The organism is Niallia sp. FSL W8-1348, from assembly GCF_038006745.1.
GTDB lineage: Bacteria > Bacillota > Bacilli > Bacillales > Cytobacillaceae > Niallia > Niallia alba.
Genome location: NZ_JBBOVV010000001.1, coordinates 855,889 through 873,052, shown reverse-complemented (window position 1 = coordinate 873,052; position 17,164 = coordinate 855,889). Strand labels below are relative to the sequence as shown.

Annotated in this window: 13 protein-coding genes; 11 read left to right on the top strand and 2 right to left on the bottom strand. The window is 34.2% G+C overall.

Features of this window, described 5'->3' with window-relative positions:
• Nucleotides 1–14: 14 nt before the first annotated feature.
• The 10 genes from mmsA (at nt 15) to NST60_RS04110 (ending at nt 12,721) form a co-directional block, all read left to right on the top strand.
• Nucleotides 15–1,550, top strand: coding sequence for a multiple monosaccharide ABC transporter ATP-binding protein (gene mmsA, locus NST60_RS04155; protein WP_328022047.1), 1,536 nt, complete (start codon nt 15–17; stop codon nt 1,548–1,550).
• Nucleotides 1,551–1,556: 6 nt separating this feature from the next.
• Nucleotides 1,557–2,762, top strand: a complete 1,206-nt coding sequence (gene mmsB / locus NST60_RS04150) for a multiple monosaccharide ABC transporter permease (protein ID WP_224427388.1) — start codon at nt 1,557–1,559, stop codon at nt 2,760–2,762.
• A gap of 155 nt (nt 2,763–2,917) precedes the next feature.
• Nucleotides 2,918–3,682, top strand: a complete 765-nt coding sequence (locus NST60_RS04145) for a DeoR/GlpR family DNA-binding transcription regulator (protein ID WP_101730280.1) — start codon at nt 2,918–2,920, stop codon at nt 3,680–3,682.
• Between the two features lie 265 nt (nt 3,683–3,947).
• Nucleotides 3,948–4,784, top strand: a complete 837-nt coding sequence (gene rhaD / locus NST60_RS04140) for a rhamnulose-1-phosphate aldolase (RefSeq protein WP_101730279.1) — start codon at nt 3,948–3,950, stop codon at nt 4,782–4,784.
• A 75-nt stretch (nt 4,785–4,859) separates the two neighbouring features.
• Nucleotides 4,860–6,011, top strand: a complete 1,152-nt coding sequence (locus tag NST60_RS04135) for an iron-containing alcohol dehydrogenase (RefSeq protein ID WP_224427389.1) — start codon at nt 4,860–4,862, stop codon at nt 6,009–6,011.
• Nucleotides 6,012–6,280: 269 nt separating this feature from the next.
• Complete coding sequence (locus NST60_RS04130; protein ID WP_341098235.1) at nt 6,281–7,327, top strand: autoinducer 2 ABC transporter substrate-binding protein; 1,047 nt, start codon at nt 6,281–6,283, stop codon at nt 7,325–7,327.
• On the top strand, nt 7,317–9,155 hold the full coding sequence (locus NST60_RS04125; protein ID WP_341098234.1) for a cache domain-containing sensor histidine kinase: 1,839 nt from the start codon (nt 7,317–7,319) through the stop codon (nt 9,153–9,155). The genes NST60_RS04130 and NST60_RS04125 overlap by 11 nt, the downstream gene beginning before the upstream one ends.
• Nucleotides 9,142–10,770 (top strand): response regulator transcription factor, encoded by a 1,629-nt coding sequence (locus NST60_RS04120; protein WP_341098233.1) that lies wholly within the window; start codon nt 9,142–9,144, stop codon nt 10,768–10,770. The genes NST60_RS04125 and NST60_RS04120 overlap by 14 nt, the downstream gene beginning before the upstream one ends.
• Before the next feature lie 329 nt (nt 10,771–11,099).
• Entirely contained in the window at nt 11,100–11,423 is a 324-nt protein-coding gene (gene rhaM / locus NST60_RS04115) for an L-rhamnose mutarotase (protein WP_016204520.1), read from the top strand.
• 23 nt (nt 11,424–11,446) lie between these two features.
• Nucleotides 11,447–12,721: an MFS transporter gene (locus NST60_RS04110; protein ID WP_016204519.1), complete on the top strand. Its 1,275-nt coding sequence runs from the start codon at nt 11,447–11,449 to the stop codon at nt 12,719–12,721.
• 59 nt (nt 12,722–12,780) lie between these two features.
• On the opposite strand, the gene NST60_RS04105 is transcribed toward NST60_RS04110, so the two are convergent.
• Together NST60_RS04105 and NST60_RS04100 are read right to left on the bottom strand one after the other, a co-directional pair.
• On the bottom strand, nt 12,781–13,623 hold the full coding sequence (locus tag NST60_RS04105; RefSeq protein WP_101730274.1) for an STAS domain-containing protein: 843 nt from the start codon (nt 13,621–13,623) through the stop codon (nt 12,781–12,783).
• 159 nt (nt 13,624–13,782) lie between these two features.
• The gene (locus NST60_RS04100; RefSeq protein WP_341098231.1) at nt 13,783–14,901 is read right to left on the bottom strand and encodes a GntR family transcriptional regulator; all 1,119 of its coding nucleotides are present in this window, start codon (nt 14,899–14,901) and stop codon (nt 13,783–13,785) included.
• Nucleotides 14,902–15,403: 502 nt separating this feature from the next.
• On the opposite strand from NST60_RS04100, the gene treC reads away from it, so the two are divergent.
• Nucleotides 15,404–17,086 carry an alpha,alpha-phosphotrehalase gene (treC, locus tag NST60_RS04095; RefSeq protein WP_341098229.1) on the top strand — a complete coding sequence of 561 codons (1,683 nt, stop codon included), beginning with the start codon at nt 15,404–15,406 and terminating at the stop codon, nt 17,084–17,086.
• Nucleotides 17,087–17,164: the final 78 nt, after the last annotated feature.

The window sequence follows — 17,164 nt, the reverse complement described above, 5'->3', positions numbered from 1 at the left end:
TGGTGGTGAAGAATATGGCAAATATAATTCTCGAAATGCGCAATATTACAAAAGAATTTCCTGGGGTTAAGGCATTAGAAGAGGTTAAATTAAAGGTAAAAGCAGGAGAAATACATGCACTATGTGGCGAAAATGGGGCTGGAAAGTCTACATTGATGAAAGTGCTTAGTGGTGTTTACCCTTATGGCACCTATTCTGGTGATATTCTTTTTCAAAATGAGATTTGTGAATTTAAAAATATTAAGCAAAGTGAAGAGCTTGGAATTGTAATTATTCATCAAGAATTAGCATTAGTTCCAGAATTGACAATAGCAGAAAATCTTTTTTTAGGAAATGAAATCGTTAACAATGGTGTGATTAATTGGAATGAAACGTTTCTTCGTGCCAAAGCCTTACTGCAAAAGGTTGGTTTAAAGGAATCACCCAATGTGAAGGTAAGTGAAATTGGAGTAGGAAAGCAGCAATTAGTTGAAATAGCAAAAGCATTGTCAAAGGATGTTAAACTACTTATTTTGGATGAACCAACAGCTTCATTAAATGAGGACGATAGTGAAAACTTATTGAATTTATTATTAGAATTTAAAAACCAAGGAATGTCTGCCATTATCATTTCCCATAAATTAAATGAGATCGAAAAGGTTGCAGATTCGATCACCATTTTAAGGGACGGAAAAACAATTGAGACATTGGATGTCAAGAACGATCAAGTGGATGAAAATCGCATTATTAAAGGCATGGTTGGAAGAGATCTTACAAATCGTTATCCCGAACGTATTCCTAAAATTGGTGAAATTGTATTTGAAGTAAAAGACTGGATTGTATACCACCCAAAACATATCGATAGAAAAGTCATTGATAATGTGAGCATTACGATACGTAAAGGGGAAATAGTTGGAATTGCTGGGCTTATGGGTGCTGGTCGTACGGAATTAGCAATGAGCTTATTCGGGAGAGCATACGGAAAAAATATAACTGGTAACATCGTAAAAAATGGAAAAGAATTGAAATTTAAGGATGTAGCATCAGCGATTAATAATGGATTAGCGTATGTTTCGGAAGATCGAAAGGGCGATGGCTTAATTTTAATGGAAGATATCAAGCAAAATATTACGCTTGCAACCCTTGACCGAATTTCCAAACGATCTGTTTTAAATAAGAACCAAGAAATAAAGGTAGCAGAAGAATATCGTCAAAAATTTAGAATAAAGACGCCGAGTGTCTTCCAAAAAGCAGGGAATTTAAGTGGCGGAAATCAACAAAAAATAGTTTTAAGTAAATGGGTGTTTTCAGAACCAGATATTTTAATATTAGATGAACCTACAAGAGGAATTGATGTTGGTTCAAAGTATGAAATTTATACCATCATTAATGAACTAGTAAAAGAAGGAAAAAGCATTCTCATGATTTCTTCTGAATTACCAGAGTTATTAGGGATGTGTGACCGCATATACGTGATGAATGAAGGTCGCATAACAGGGGAAGTTCTGAAAGAAGAAGCAGATCAAGAGAAATTAATGAAATACATGACCAAAAGTAAAGTAAGGGGGTAAGGGTACATGCAATCACCATTAAAAACGAATTCGATAGGTTCACAAAAAAATAATTCCAGTAAATCACTTTTTCAAATTAATTTCCGTCAATACAGTATGATTATTGCCTTAGTATTTATTATGGTATTTTTTCAAATCATTACAGATGGACTTTTATTAAAACCATTAAATATTACAAACTTAATCTTACAAAATAGTTATATATTAGTCTTAGCAGTTGGGATGTTACTTGTTATCGTTACAGGGCATATTGATTTATCAGTAGGTTCGGTTGCTGCGTTTGTTGGTGCTATCTCGGCGATTATGATGGTGAATTATGAAATGTCACCATTTTTGGCAATTGTTATTTCTTTAGTACTTGGAGCAGTTATTGGAGCATGGCAAGGGTTTTGGATTGCATATGTTCGAATCCCAGCATTTATTGTGACATTAGCAGGTATGCTGTTGTTTAGGGGATTAACAATGATTGTTTTAGAAGGGAAATCAATTGCTCCTTTTCCCGAATCCTTTCAAAAAATCAGTTCCGGGTTTATTCCCGATCTCACTAGTGGTGGTTCTTTACACCTCTTAACAATATTAATTGGGATAGCTCTATCAATCGTTATTATTTTCTTCCAATGGAAAAATAGACGAAATCAATTAAAGCATCAATTTGAGGTTCAACCATTTGGGCTATTTGTATTAAAGTTAGTAGGTATGATAGTCATTCTAAATATCTTTACATTTGTACTAGCAACCTATGAAGGAATCCCCAATATATTAATTGTATTAGGTGTTCTTATTGTAATTTATACATTTGTGACAAATAAAACAAAAGCCGGAAGACATATCTATGCTATCGGTGGAAATGAGAAGGCAGCATTGCTTTCTGGAATAAAAACGAAAAAGATGACCTTTATGGTGTTTGTTAATATGGGTGTGCTGTCCGCATTATCGGGTCTATTATTCGCGGCACGATTAAATGCAGCCACACCAAAAGCGGGTAATCTATTTGAACTTGATGCTATTGCAGCATGTTTCATTGGTGGCGCGTCCGCATACGGTGGTATTGGGACCATACCTGGAGCAATTATTGGTGGTTTAGTAATGGGAATCATGAATAATGGAATGTCATTAATGGGACTTGGAGTAGACTGGCAGCAAGGAATTAAAGGATTGGTACTTTTAGCTGCTGTAGCCTTTGATATTTACAACAAAAACAAAGCTCAATAAATTTTGGGGATAAAAAGATGAAGTAGGTCAAACCTAGTTTGTCTTTTTTTATGAGGAAAAAATCTTTATAGAAAATAAAACGACAAATATGCTATAGTAATAAGCATATAACAACATAATCCCAAGAAAACAAAAATGGAGGGAGAACTTTAAACGTGCTTGTAGCGGAAAGACGAAGAAAAATTGTGGAGCTTGTAAATGAAAGACTAAGCATTCGCGTAACAGAGCTTAGTGAGATTTTCTCTGTAACAGAGGAAACCATTAGAAGAGATTTAGAAAAGCTAGAACAGGAAAAACTCTTGATGAGGAGTCATGGTGGTGCGGTGAGTGTCGAAAAAGAACCTGCAGATACTCCTTTTATCGTAAGAGAGGTTACGAATGCGGATCAAAAGAGAGCAATAGCTCGAGAAGCAGTAAAACATATTCAACCAGGAGAACAAATTATATTGGATGGCAGTACAACTGCTTGGTATATGGCAGCCCAATTACCTGATATGCCCCTTACTGTTATCACTAATTCTATTAAGGTAGCATTGGAATTAAGTAAGAAAGAACAGATTAAAGTAATATCGACAGGTGGAATGCTTCTGTCAAAATCTTTATCTTATGTAGGACCGCTAGCTGAGCGCTCCCTTGAGAGATATTATGTGAACAAGTTGTTTTTATCCTGTAAAGGGGTAGATGTGGTAAGCGGTTTAAGTGATGCGAATGAATGGCAGGCACTATTAAAGAAACAGATGATGAATATTTCATCTGAGGTTACTCTCCTTGTAGATTCAAGTAAATTTGGAGTAAAAACTTTTGCTCATATTGCAAACCTTGATCAAATACAGCATGTTATTACAGATGAGCAGATTCCATCAGAATATGAAAATTGGTTTCAAGAAAAGAATATATCCTTTCAAATTGTTCAATCATAAAGGAAATGCAGTGTATAGATTTATAATAATAAAAGATAGTACTGACATTGATAAAAAATGTTGGCGCTATCTTTTTTTTGTTTTGAATGATGGGGTTATTATAGAAAATCAAAAACAAATCAAATGAAATTCACAAAAATTCCACATTTATCCCCTGTTTTTATTTTTGTTTTTGTTGACTTACTTTTGTTTCGAGCGTAATATAAAGATAAGAAAACAAAAATATAAAATACTAGAAAATTAGAGAATGAAGGAGTGAGAAAGAATGGTAGCGACTATGCAAAAGAAAGATATTATCGAAGCACCGTTTTTAAAAGAAATGTGTGAAGCAACTTTTAACATGTGGAATATGGGATGGGATGAAAGAAATGGGGGAAATATCAGTTATCTTTTAGATGAGGAAGTAGTGGAACAATATTTAGATGTTAAGCAAATTATCCGTTCCATTTCATTGAAGTTTCCAGTATCAGAATTAGCAGGAAAATATTTTATTGTTACAGGTTCTGGCAAGTATTTTAAAAATGTGAAAGAAGATCCTTCTAATACACTTGGGATTTTAAAAATAGATGAAAGTGGAGAAAAAGTACACTTACTATGGGGCTTTGAGGATGGTTCCAATCCTACTAGTGAGTTACCTTCCCATTTTATGAGTCATATTGCGCGTTTACGAGTAGATCCTAATCATCGGATTATCATGCACAATCATGCGACTAATATACTTGCCATGACATTTATTCATGACTTAGATGAAGCAAGCTTTACGAAAACCCTTTGGCAAATGTGTACGGAATGTATTGTTGTTTTTCCTGATGCGATCGGCATATTGCCTTGGATGGTTCCTGGAACAGATGCAATTGGCGAAAAAACAGCGGAGAAAATGTTGGAGCATCGTTTAGTAGTTTGGCCGCATCACGGTATCTTCGGTGCTGGTTCCACAATGGACGAAACATTTGGTTTAATTGAAACAGCAGAAAAAGCAGCACAAATTTATACGATTATCGGAGATGCCTCCAAGATAAAACAAACGATTACGGACCAGCAGCTTAAAGATTTAGCAGATGCATTTCAGGTAGTACCTAGAGAAGGTATATTAAGTGTATAAAAGAGGTGGGCATATTGCCCTTTCTTTATAAATTATTATGTGAAATATTGAACAAATAAGAGGAGGTAAATAAAAATGAGTGCACATGTCTTTTATGTTCCAAGTACAAATTTAATGGGAAGAGGTTGTTTACAGGAAGTAGGACCACAAATAGAAGAATTAGGATTAAAAAAAGCGTTGGTGGTAACAGATACTTTCCTAAATGAAAGCGGGATTGTGGGGAAAGTGAAAAAAGTATTGGATGATAGGCAAATAGACTATGCTGTTTATGCAGGAGTAAAGCCTAATCCGACTATAGCAAATGTATATAGAGGAGTAGAAGTATATAAAGAAAATGGATGCGACTTTATTGTATCTGTTGGTGGTGGATCTCCTCAAGATACAGCAAAGGCAATTGGTCTTTATGTAACGAATGGTGGGGATATTAAAGACTATGAAGGTGTAGGAAAAACATCAAAAAAATCAGTACCAATTGTAGCGATAAATACAACTGCCGGAACCTCAAGTGAATTTACTATTAACTATGTCATTACCGATGAAGAACGCCATGTCAAAATGGTAATGGTTGATAAAAATTGTCTTGTAACAATATCAGTGAATGATCCCGAGCTAATGGTGGATAAGCCTGCTGCATTAACAGCTGCAACAGGAATAGATGCTTTAACACATGCGATAGAAGCAATTGTTACTCCAGGAGCATACGCAGTAACAGATGCTACTGCATTAGCTGCGGTAGAAAAAATATTCACCTATTTACCTCGTGCAGTGAAGGATGGATATGATATAGAAGCACGTGAACAAATGGTATATGTAATGTTTTTAGCTGGTATGTCATTTAATAATGCAGGATTAGGATTTGTTCATGCTATGGCTCATCAACTTGGGGGTGTATATGATTTACCTCATGGTGTGTGCAATGCAATGCTCTTGCCTATTGTGGAAAGAGAAAATGCGAAGCGAGACCCGCATAAATTTCCAGCAATAGCAAAAGCAATCGGTATTTCCATTGAAGGAAAGACAGATAGCCAGTGTGCAGAAGAAGTCATTGCAGCAATTATAGAGCTTTGTCAAACGGTAGAAATTCCAGCAAGATTATCAGATTTAGGAGTAGAAGAGGTTGATTTGGAAAAACTAGCAAGCTTTGCTTTATTAGATGCATGTGCTCCTGGAAATCCATTTCAACCTACAAAGGAAGAAGTAATTTCTATGTTTAAAGAGATTTTATAATAATAGAATCGGTGTACCAGCACGATATTATATAGAAGGAATTAGGTTGTATATTACGTTACTAATTCCTTCTGTTTTTATTTATGCATAAAATTTGTGGATGTTCCAAATGAAACTTGATCAAATAAAAATAAACAAACATATATTTTTTTGTTTATTTTTTATATAATAAAAAGAAAGCACTTTATCTCACTCTTAACGGATAGTAAGATCCTACTGATAGAAGTTTCACTTTATGTAGAGAGTAATGAAAGGTTAGGGGAAAAGAAATGCAGCTAAAATCAATAATGGTACTTTTCATGCTTTTGATTATTGTAAGCGGATGCAGTTTCGATTCGTCTAATCAAAAATATGAAATTATTTATCAGAATGATAGGCTTCAACCAAAAGAAGGGGAAAGGTCCGCAATAGAAAAGGAATATATGATTGCTGTTATACCAAAAGTAAGTGGAATTCCTTACTTTAATGCAGTGGAAGAAGGAGTATTAGAAGCTGGGAAAGATTTGAATGTACATGTGTTATATGCAGGACCATTAATAGCAGATTGGCAGCAACAAGAACAACTTGTTAAGGAATATATAGAAAAAGAGGTTGATGCTATTGCTATTTCTGCAAATGATCCAGAAAAATTAGGTCCCATCTTAATGGAAGCAAAACAAAAAGGGATTGTAGTTATGACATGGGACTCAGATACAAATGAAAAATTTCGAGAATATTTTGTTAGCTCAGTAGATCCAGAGACTTTAGGTAGACATGTGATGGATACTCTGTCTTTAAATATGAAGGAAAAAGGTGCTTATGCCATTATTACCGGTTCCGATAATGCTGCCACTTTAAAGGAGTGGACGGAGTGGATGGTTATTCAACAAGAAGAAAACTATCCTAAAATGAAGCTTTTGGAAGTAGAGGAATCAAATGATAACCCACAAAGAGCATATATGATTGCAAAAGAATTGCTGGTGAAATATCCAGATTTAAAGGGGATTATTGGAAGTTCCTCTGTAGGACCGCCAGCAGCTGCTCAAGCCGTAATGGATGCGAATAAAGTTGGAGAGATTGCTGTCGTTGGTTTATCAAGTCCTAATTTAGTACGTTCCTATTTAAAAAATGAAGCGATACAAATTAGCACTTTATGGAGTCCTAAAAAATTAGGCTATTTAACAGTTAGTGTAGCAAAAGAAATTTTATTAGGAAATGAAGTGACAGATAATAAGTCTTTTGAAAATGTCGGCATTATTAGAGTGAAAGACGATACGATTATTATGGGGCAGCCTATTGATTTTACAAAGGAGAATATCGATCAATATGATTTTTAAACGAATACAGTTATTTAAGCTAGGGCAAGCCCCCTTAAAGCGTAAGTTAATTATTACTTATATGATAATGACCGTAATTCCAATGGGGATATTAGGCTATATTACGTATACGCAAAATACAAAGGCTATAGAGGAACAAGTAGGTGAATATATTCCTAGACTATTAAATCAAGCAAATAAAAATATAGAAAATGAATTAATCTTGCTAAATGATCTGCCTAATGCAATTTATAATTCAAAAGAAATAATGTCAATTCTTAGAAGTACTCCTTACAAAGAAAAATCAGCTTTTCTACAGGAGCAATATACAGTGGAAAGCTTTTTATCCAATAACTATTTAAACAGTAATCAATCAGATATTCTAGCGGCATTTTTAATCACCAATAATGGCAATTATATAAGCACGAAAACTCCTTTTAAAGGAATGGATTTTGAGGATTCGATCCTTCCTTTTGGAGAAATTCATGATTTAGCCGGGGAAATGCCAATAATTTTGCCAAATAAAACAACTTTAACCTTCGAAAAAAATATTCCATTTATTCTCGTTGTAAATGAACTTACGGACTTTGAAAATCGGGAAAGTTTAGGTTCTTTACTATTTGCAGTAGATGTGACATTTATTGAAAAAATACTTAATGATATTGATAAGGAAGAAAGAGCAAATATATGGTTAATGGATGAAGATGGATATATCATTTATCATCCTGACAAAACACTCATTGGACAAATAGATGGCGGATTAGTAGATTATCCACTTGTAAACGGTAGTTTTCGTACAACGGAGTATGCAAAGGAAAATGTATTATATAGTATGAATCAATCAACAAATAAACACTGGATTCTCGCTCACAGTATTCCTATGAAATATCTAACCGAAAGAACAGATATCGTAAAGAATTATACACTATCCATTTTTTTTATTTTAACAATCGTTTCTACGATCATTTCGATTTTTATCGCTTGGTCTGTAACCAAGCCGATTAAGCATCTTGGAAAAGTAATGAAGGAAGTGGAAGATGGTAATCTACATGTCACAATCACTCCAACCAATAAGGATGAAGTAGGACAATTAGCCGAGAGCTTTCGGTCAATGTTAGAACAATTGAGAATACTGATACAGAAAAACTATGAAATCGAGTTACAACAACGAAATGCGCAAATCTATGCACTTCAATCACAAATAAATCCACACTTTATGTACAATACGTTAGAAACAATTGGAGCAGTTATTGAGGAAGAGGATCCAGAAACGGCAGTCGATATGGTAGGTATTCTTGGACAAATGTTAAGGTATTCATTAAGCAGTAGTGAAAATTTAGTGCCTCTGCAAACGGAATTAACACATATAAAAAACTATTTAAGGCTTCAAAAAATCCGTTTTGAGGACAGGGTCAACTATGAAATGGTGGGAGAAGATCAGATTCCCCTCTACTATTCTCCTAAATTTATTATCCAACCAATTATTGAAAATACTTTTAAATATGGAATGAAACTAAGGAAAGTATTAATAATATCGATAGCCATTTTGGTGGAGGATGGAAAATTAAAGATTGTCATTAAGGATAATGGACCTGGAATAGAGGAAGAAAAATTGCAGAGTATCCAAAAAAACTTAAATAAACAAGATTATTTTACAAGAGAATCGGGAGTGGGATTAACAAATGTTCATGCGCGAATTAAAATGTTGTTTTCTGATAAATATGGGATAACGATTGAAAGCAAACAGTCCATCGGAACAACAGTAACGATTCTTTTACCTCTGATTCAGGATCCTTGTATAGTGTATGAGAACAGGTTAGAAGGTGGGAGAGAAAATGGAGAAAATTAAGGTGATTGTTGTAGATGATGAACCTAGAATTTTAAAACGCATGGTACGGATGGTAGAAGACGATGGAGAAGTGTGGGAAATCATTGGAGCCTTTTCTGATGGAAAAGAAGCGATTGAAAAAATAGAAGAAAAGTCACTTAGGTTTGATTTACTTTTAACAGATGTGCAAATGCCTGAAATTACAGGGCTGCAACTTATTAAGCGTTTAAAAGATAAAATGTCATTTGAGTCAATCATCATTAGTGGATTTGATGATTTTGTCTATTTGCAATCTGCTATAAAAGAAGGAGTTTCCAATTATTTATTAAAGCCAGTTCATCGAGAGCAATTGAAAGAAGTATTACTACAGATACAGAAAAAAATTGAAACAAAAAGGAAAGAAGAAAAAGAAAAGCAGCAATTACAACGAAAGGCTGAAGAATTAGACTATACGAAGCAAATATATTATTTAAGTCAATTGCAATTGGAAGATTATTTGAGAGAAGATAAACAGAAATGGTTACAGCTTATAGGGAAAGGTTCATTTCAGTTATTGTATATCAGCATTGATCAAAATAGAAATCAAACATGGTCGGATGAGTATCTAGCTTGGCTAAAAGTAGCAAATGAAGATATTTTGTCTTCATTAAAGATCTCATTAGAAGAATGGTCTTCCTCATCGAATAGAAGAAAATGGTTATGGAGAGATGATCTTTTTTCTATATGGATTTTAATAGAACATCAAGAGTCTCAACATTTACGTAAGGAAACAGAAGCACTTTTACGATTATGGAAAGAAAATATTAAAAACATATCCGAGAATACGGTTACAATTGCTGTGGGATCGGTGTTTACAAATATGGAAGATTACTTGACTAATCGAAAAAAATTAGAGAGTGTTATGCAAAATAGAATGATATACGGATGTAATAAAGTGTTTTGGCTTGAGCAATTGCCAGAGACAAGTGAGGAGAGTAAAAAACATAGTTCAGAAATTATTAAAAGCATCCAGCAGCTTTTATTTAGTCTGGAGAATGAGGGAAAGAAGGAAGTAATTATCTCACTCGAAGAATATTTTAAAAAGCTGCAACTAATTAGTTCAGCAAGTATTTTAGAAGAAGCTGTACAATTACTTGGATTAAGAATTGTAAACAGATGGGTTGAGTTAGAAGGATTTGGAGAAGAAAGAATATTGTTCCGCGAAGTAATCTCCTTAACAAAAAATACATCCAATTTTTATCAATTGAAGGATAAGATAAAATTTTGGGTTCTTTCTGTAATGGAAAGGATTCAAAAAGCCAAAAGAACCAATAAAAACCCTATTCAAAAAGCAAAGGATTACATTCAGGATCATTTAGGCGAATCGATAACCATTAAATTAATTGCACAACAGGTATACATGAGTCCTACTTATTTCAGTGTTTATTTTAAGGAGCAGATAGGGGAAACCATTCTAGACTATATTACGAAAACACGATTGAAAAAAGCAACAGAGTTATTGGAAACAACGGATCTTAAGATATATGATATTGCTGTCCAACTAGGCTATCAGGATACAAAGTATTTTAGTAGATTGTTTAGACAATGGTATGGTTACACACCTTCTCAATATAGAGAAGCCCATCTAAAAAGATAAGGGAGGAGCGGCTAAGTAATACTAGGATGAGGAATATAATCATATTTGAGCTATCGGAATCTATGGGAAATGAGTTTCCGATAGCTTTTTTTTGTTAGATAGACTGGTAGTGTTTAGGACAGTAAATTTTTAAAAGAACTGTTTCAATTCCTTCCATTTATTTAGGCCTTCATAGTTTCTCGTTGTGTAATAATGAAAACCCTACCAAAAAACATTTTTTTATCCCCCCATTCTTAGTTTTGTCTCCTGTTAAGCGCTTTTATCATGCAGTAATATGTAGATATCAACAATGTAATTGCTTTCAATAATAAGAAGGGAGTAATCAAAGAATGAAAAATCGTACTAGATTAGCAAGTATTATGCAAGTATATAAGGATCAATTTGAAGAATATGAGAAGAGACATAATGAACTTTGGCCAGAGATGGAGGAGACGTTAAAAGCTCATGGTGTACATCACTATTCCATTTTCTTAGAAGAAGAATCTGGACAATTATTTGCCTATTTAGAAGTAGACGATGTAGAAACATGGGATAAGGTTTCGAAAACGGAAATTTGTAAGAAATGGTGGGACTATATGGAGCCATTAATGGAGACAAATCCAGATAACAGTCCTGTGTCTAAGCAGCTAAAAAGTGTTTTTTATCTTGAATAGAATAATAGAAAGGAAGATTAGTGATGGCGACTGCGGTGAAAAAAAATGATAAAAAGGCTACAATTACAGTAGCTATGTCCAATTATCTTGAAGCAGGCTCTATTGTTGCTGGGGCCGGTGGATTGACTCTATGGATGGAATACTTACATTTAGATGATTTTAAGCTTGGTTTACTGGGAGCCCTAAGTGCAAATGGGTTTGGTTCAGCAATTGGTGCTTTAATTGGTGGTATTTTAGTAGATAAATATGGAAGAAAGTTTATATATAAATATGATTTGCTCGTATATATGCTTGGTGTTTTATTGATTACTTTCTCTTTCAATTTTCCAATGCTGTTAATTGGCTATGTGATTACAGGTATTGCAGTAGGGGCTGCCATTCCAGCTGCCTGGACATACATAGCAGAAGAAGCACCTGATAAGGAGCGTGCAGCTAGAATAGGATATGGTCAATTAGCTTGGTCTGTTGGACCAGCAATATCGTTATTATTGTCTGTTTTACTTGCACCACTAGGTTTATTGGGGAGCAGAATAATATTCGCGCAATTATTTATAATCGCTTTAGTAACATGGATTATGCAGCAACAGATTAATGAATCAGCAATTTGGGAAGAAGAAAAACAGAAAGAGAAAGCCCAAATTCAAAAAGGTGAAAAAATTGCCAATCCGATTAAAGAACTTTTCTCCATTAAAGCTAATCGAAAAGCAATCGTTCTCTTAATCGGAATCTATGTGTTCTGGAATTTAGTGGCAGGGGTAATGGGTTACTTTATGCCATATATCTATGAAACGGTTGGTGGTTTAACAGCGGCACATGCTAACTTGTTACAAGCATTTTTATGGATATTAACGGTTGCTTCTACTTATTTTGTCTTTATTAAATTAGGAGATAAGGTAAATCGTAAATTACTGTATACCATTGGTGCAGTTCTTGGAATTATTGCTTGGTTAGTTTTATCATTAGGTTCAATGGGGATGTTTGAACTATTTACATTCGTTATATTATGGGGTGTTGCAGCTGGATTTGGAGCACAGGCATTTTATGGGTTATGGTCAAGTGAGCTATTCCATACAAAGTATAGAGCTAAAGCACAAGGCTTTTTATTTGCAACAGCACGTGTCTCTGTAGGGTTAATCTCATTAGTAGTGCCATTAATGATTACTACATTAGGCTTTAAAACGTCAGGTCTGATAATGATAGGATTCTTGTTAATTGCAGCTATCATCGGATTTATAATGGCTCCTGAAACGAGAGGGAAATCATTAAAAGAAATTGAAAAAGAGCGCTATTCTGCATAAAAGGAAAAGGATGTCTTAATGGAGTTATTGTTTAAATAACACTTTAAGACATCCTTTTCTTATTCTACTACTCTCTTTAAGCCGATGCTGGCTAAAGCAGTGTGTAAATTTGCACAGGTGGTAATTTTGCTAAAATCAATTCCTAAAGAAATAATCGTTTGCGCAATTTCAGGTCTAATACCAGAGACAATGGATTTTACACCAATCAAATCCAAGGCATGGACAACTTTAAATAAATTATCCGCAACCATAGTATCTACAATTGGTACGCCTGAAATATCTAATATAAGATATTCAATTTTTAAATTGGCTGATTCCTGTAAGGCAACTTCTAAAATTAACTGAGAACGTTGTGTATCAATTTCACCTATAAGTGGGATAATGGCTGTTTCCTTTGCAATTGGAACAACTGGGACAGACAGCTCTTCTAAAGCAGTATAAGCGAGCTTCATTATCTTCGTATTATGCTCTTCATAAATATGTCCTATATAAGCACTGATTTCATCGAGAATAGGATCAATAATTTTTCCAACATCGAGCATTGTAATTGGTGCGAAAGATTTTTGTTCTAATTCTTCTGTGAATACGTCCCAAATAACATTTCGATAAACCGATAGGGAGCGAAGTGCAGATTGTAAGGGAATATGATTCTTTACAAACGTTTCCCCCGTTTTTTCAGACCAATATTGTATTCCTTCCGAATCTTTATTATCCTTTAAGGCTTCAGCCAAGATGAAGAAAAGCTTAGCATTCCATTCATGCATGTCTTCTTCGCGATACGGAAGGGATAAATTAGATTCCTGCTGTTGTAAGAATTGCGAAAGTAGTGTATTTGTATTTTCAGCAAGGATGTTCTTGTTTTCTATGATTTTGTTGCCTATATAAGCTAATTCATCCTTCAAAATGGCTCACTCCTAAGTTTAAATCTATTAATAGTATACATGTTCTTTGATTATATGTGGAGCAAATGAGCTTTTCCACCTATATTTAATGATAAAATTAAGTATTTGTATTGTAGTAATGATTATTTAAGACTGTTTTTAAAAGATTGGCGCTTATCCCTAAAGATTATTCAGACAAGGTGCTGTGGAATTTCTTAAGACAAGCTTTGGATTATAAACAACAGATGGAGGCAAGATTCCTTTCTTTTCCACCGCATCTATAATCCATTTTGCTGCTTCTAAGCCCATTTCCATTTTTGGATGGGTTATAGAACTTAATTTGACTTCTGAAGCTTCCGTTAAAAATGAATCGTCATAGCCAATAATGGAGATATGTTCTGGAATACTTAAGTTTAATGTACGGAGGTAATTGATTACTTGAATGGCGAGTTCATCATTGTAGCAAACAATTGCAGTAGGCCTAGTAGTCGTTTCAAATATCTCCGCAAGTCGCTCTATCGGGTAGGTTACCTCATTTTCGGTTGAATAATTAATAATCATTTCTGGGAAGAAAGGAATCGAGTATGTTTTATATGCTTGAATGAATCCTTTCATTCTATTTATTCCTTGTAAATCATCTGTTTTAAATAATCCAATAATTTTTTTGTGGCCAAGTTTTATTAAATGTTCGGTCGAAATAAATCCACCATGTTCGTCATTCACCACTAAATAGGGAGGCGAGAGTTGGGAATAAAATTGGTTTATCATTATATAGGGAATTTTATTCTGCTCCAGTTCTAAATAAAGCTGTATATTTGGATTAAAGGTATTGGATTTAGTCGGCTCAACAATTAATCCATCAATGTTTCTGTCCAACATTGTCTGAAGACATTGTTTTTCCTTTTTAATATCATTGTCCGTACAAGCGAAGGTAAGGGAATATCCTTGATTTGTTAAATGAGATTCAATTCCTTTTATAATAGACGGGAAAATATAGTCTGATATATGGGTTGTTATAACGCCGATATTTTTTGTTCTTTGTAATGGTGGATAGGAAAGGGCTGATTCAGAAGAGCGAACTTGTTGATTAGAAACAAATGTGCCAGCACCCTGTTCTCTATATAGCCAACCTTCATGCACTAAATCTCCAATTGCTTGTCGAATTGTATGACGACTTACTCCAAATGTTTTTCCTAACTCATTTTCCGAGTATATTTTTTCTCCTGGCTGCACTTTTCCAGTAGTGATCCAGTCCGTAATTTTTTCTTTCACCATATTGTATTTTGTTGTTTGTGCCACTGTTTCACCACTTTCCATTGTAGATAACGCTGTTAACTTATACGTACAATAAAAATTATAGGGATATCGTACCAGAAAAAGGCATAAAAGACCAATGATTTCTTAGTAGAAAGATAGCAAGCAGTGATGATATTTCGAAGGGGACCAAATGAAGGGGCAAAATTTTCTTTCTATTATACGTACAAGTTTGCTTATCTAAGTTTTAAATATATAAGGAGTTTTGGAAACGCATTACTTTATTAGTTGACAACTTGTATATACATGTTATGATGAAAGGGAAGGAATATAGTATATTAATCGTTAATAATGGTATTGTTCAAGTAGAGAATTGTATAAGTTGACGTGCGCTATGATGTCAACCAATTTGTGTGTTTATGAGCAAGTAGTAGTTCTTTTCCTACTAAAGCGATAATGAAATAGGAAAAAACGTAAATACTAATTCCATTGAGTTTTTTAGCATACAGGAAAAAGGACATAATTTTCACATCGGTGGTGTATATAGATGGAACAAGCATGGTGGCAAAAGGCAGTAGTGTATCAAATTTATCCGAAGAGTTTTCAAGATACTACAGGGAACGGAGTAGGAGATATTCAAGGAATCATAAAAAGATTAGATTATTTAAAAGAATTAGGGGTGGACGTACTGTGGTTAACACCGATTTATGCTTCCCCACAAAAAGATAATGGCTATGATATTAGTGATTATTATTCCATTCATCATGAGTATGGAAAAATGGAAGATTTTGATCAGCTATTAAAAGCAGCACATCAAAAAGGATTAAAAATTATCATGGATATAGTCGTTAATCATACGTCTACTGAGCACGAGTGGTTTAAACAGGCAGCCTCTTCTAAAGATAATCCATATCGTGATTTTTATATTTGGAAGGATGGAAAAGAAGACGGTAGGGAGCCAACTAACTGGCAGTCTAAATTCGGTGGTAATGCGTGGCAATATGATGAAAAAACAGGACAATATTATTTGCATCTATTTGATGTAACCCAAGCTGATTTAAACTGGGAAAATGAGAAGCTTCGTGATGAAATATACAAAATGATGCAATTTTGGTTTGAAAAGGGAGTAGACGGTTTTCGTTTAGACGTTATTAACTTGATTTCCAAAAATCAAGCCTTTCCAGATGATGATGGATCGGTAGCACCAGGGGACGGAAGAAAGTTTTATACAGATGGTCCTCGTGTACATGAATTTATCCATGAAATGAATCAAGAAGTTTTTTCAAAATATGACAGCATGACAGTTGGGGAAATGTCTTCTACAACTTTAGAGCATTGCATTAAATATACGAAGCCTGAACGAAATGAGTTAAGCATGACCTTTAATTTCCACCATTTAAAAGTTGATTACCCTAACGGAGAAAAGTGGGAAATAGGAGAAATGGATTTTCATGCTTTAAAACAAATTTTATCTAACTGGCAAGTCGGTATGAATAAAGGTGAAGGCTGGAATGCGTTATTCTGGTGTAACCACGACCAACCACGTATTGTCTCACGTTATGGAAATGATGGGAAATACCATAAGGAATCAGCTAAAATGCTCGCAACAACGATTCATATGATGCAAGGAACTCCCTATATTTATCAGGGAGAAGAATTAGGCATGACAGATCCTAAATTTACTTCCATTGATCAGTACAGAGATGTCGAATCTTTGAATATGTACAATATTTTGCAAGCAAATGGTAAGCCGGAAGAAGAAATTCTTGAAATCTTGCGCAGAAAATCTCGTGACAATTCACGTACACCTGTTCAATGGAACGGAGAGAAAAACGCTGGATTTACCGAGGGGACACCATGGATTGAAACGGCTCAAAATTATAAAGAATTGAATGCAGAAAATGCATTAAAGGATAAAGACTCTGTCTTCTATCACTATCAAAATTTAATTAAACTTCGTAAAGAATACGATATTATTACAGATGGAGATTATGAATTACTTGCTCCAGACGATGATAAAATATTTGCTTATTTACGTAGTACAGATAAAGAAAAATTATTAGTGGTAAATAATTTTTACGAGGAAGAAGCGGAATTTAAATTACCAGAGCATATTGATATGACAGGGTTAACAAGTGAAATCCTTCTTTCTAACTATTCAAACTCAGCTTTCTTCGGAGAAAGTATGAAGTTAAGACCATATGAGTCCATTATATATTATCTAAAATAAGTTTCGTTTTCCTGCGGTTTAAGGCCGCAGGAAAATTATTAATCAGATTTATGGGAAAATTTTTGTTATTTTCATAGA

What these genes read in the sequence shown, in the direction of transcription:
- mmsA (WP_328022047.1), top strand. Translation starts at nt 15, where the DNA reads ATGGCAAATATAATTCTCGAAATGCGCAATATTACAAAAGAATTTCCT.
- NST60_RS04125 (WP_341098234.1), top strand. Translation starts at nt 7,317, where the DNA reads ATGATTTTTAAACGAATACAGTTATTTAAGCTAGGGCAAGCCCCCTTA.
- NST60_RS04120 (WP_341098233.1), top strand. Translation starts at nt 9,142, where the DNA reads ATGGAGAAAATTAAGGTGATTGTTGTAGATGATGAACCTAGAATTTTA.
- treC (WP_341098229.1), top strand. Translation starts at nt 15,404, where the DNA reads ATGGAACAAGCATGGTGGCAAAAGGCAGTAGTGTATCAAATTTATCCG.
- NST60_RS04110 (WP_016204519.1), top strand. Translation starts at nt 11,447, where the DNA reads ATGGCGACTGCGGTGAAAAAAAATGATAAAAAGGCTACAATTACAGTA.
- rhaM (WP_016204520.1), top strand. Translation starts at nt 11,100, where the DNA reads ATGAAAAATCGTACTAGATTAGCAAGTATTATGCAAGTATATAAGGAT.
- NST60_RS04130 (WP_341098235.1), top strand. Translation starts at nt 6,281, where the DNA reads ATGCAGCTAAAATCAATAATGGTACTTTTCATGCTTTTGATTATTGTA.
- rhaD (WP_101730279.1), top strand. Translation starts at nt 3,948, where the DNA reads ATGGTAGCGACTATGCAAAAGAAAGATATTATCGAAGCACCGTTTTTA.
- mmsB (WP_224427388.1), top strand. Translation starts at nt 1,557, where the DNA reads ATGCAATCACCATTAAAAACGAATTCGATAGGTTCACAAAAAAATAAT.
- NST60_RS04135 (WP_224427389.1), top strand. Translation starts at nt 4,860, where the DNA reads ATGAGTGCACATGTCTTTTATGTTCCAAGTACAAATTTAATGGGAAGA.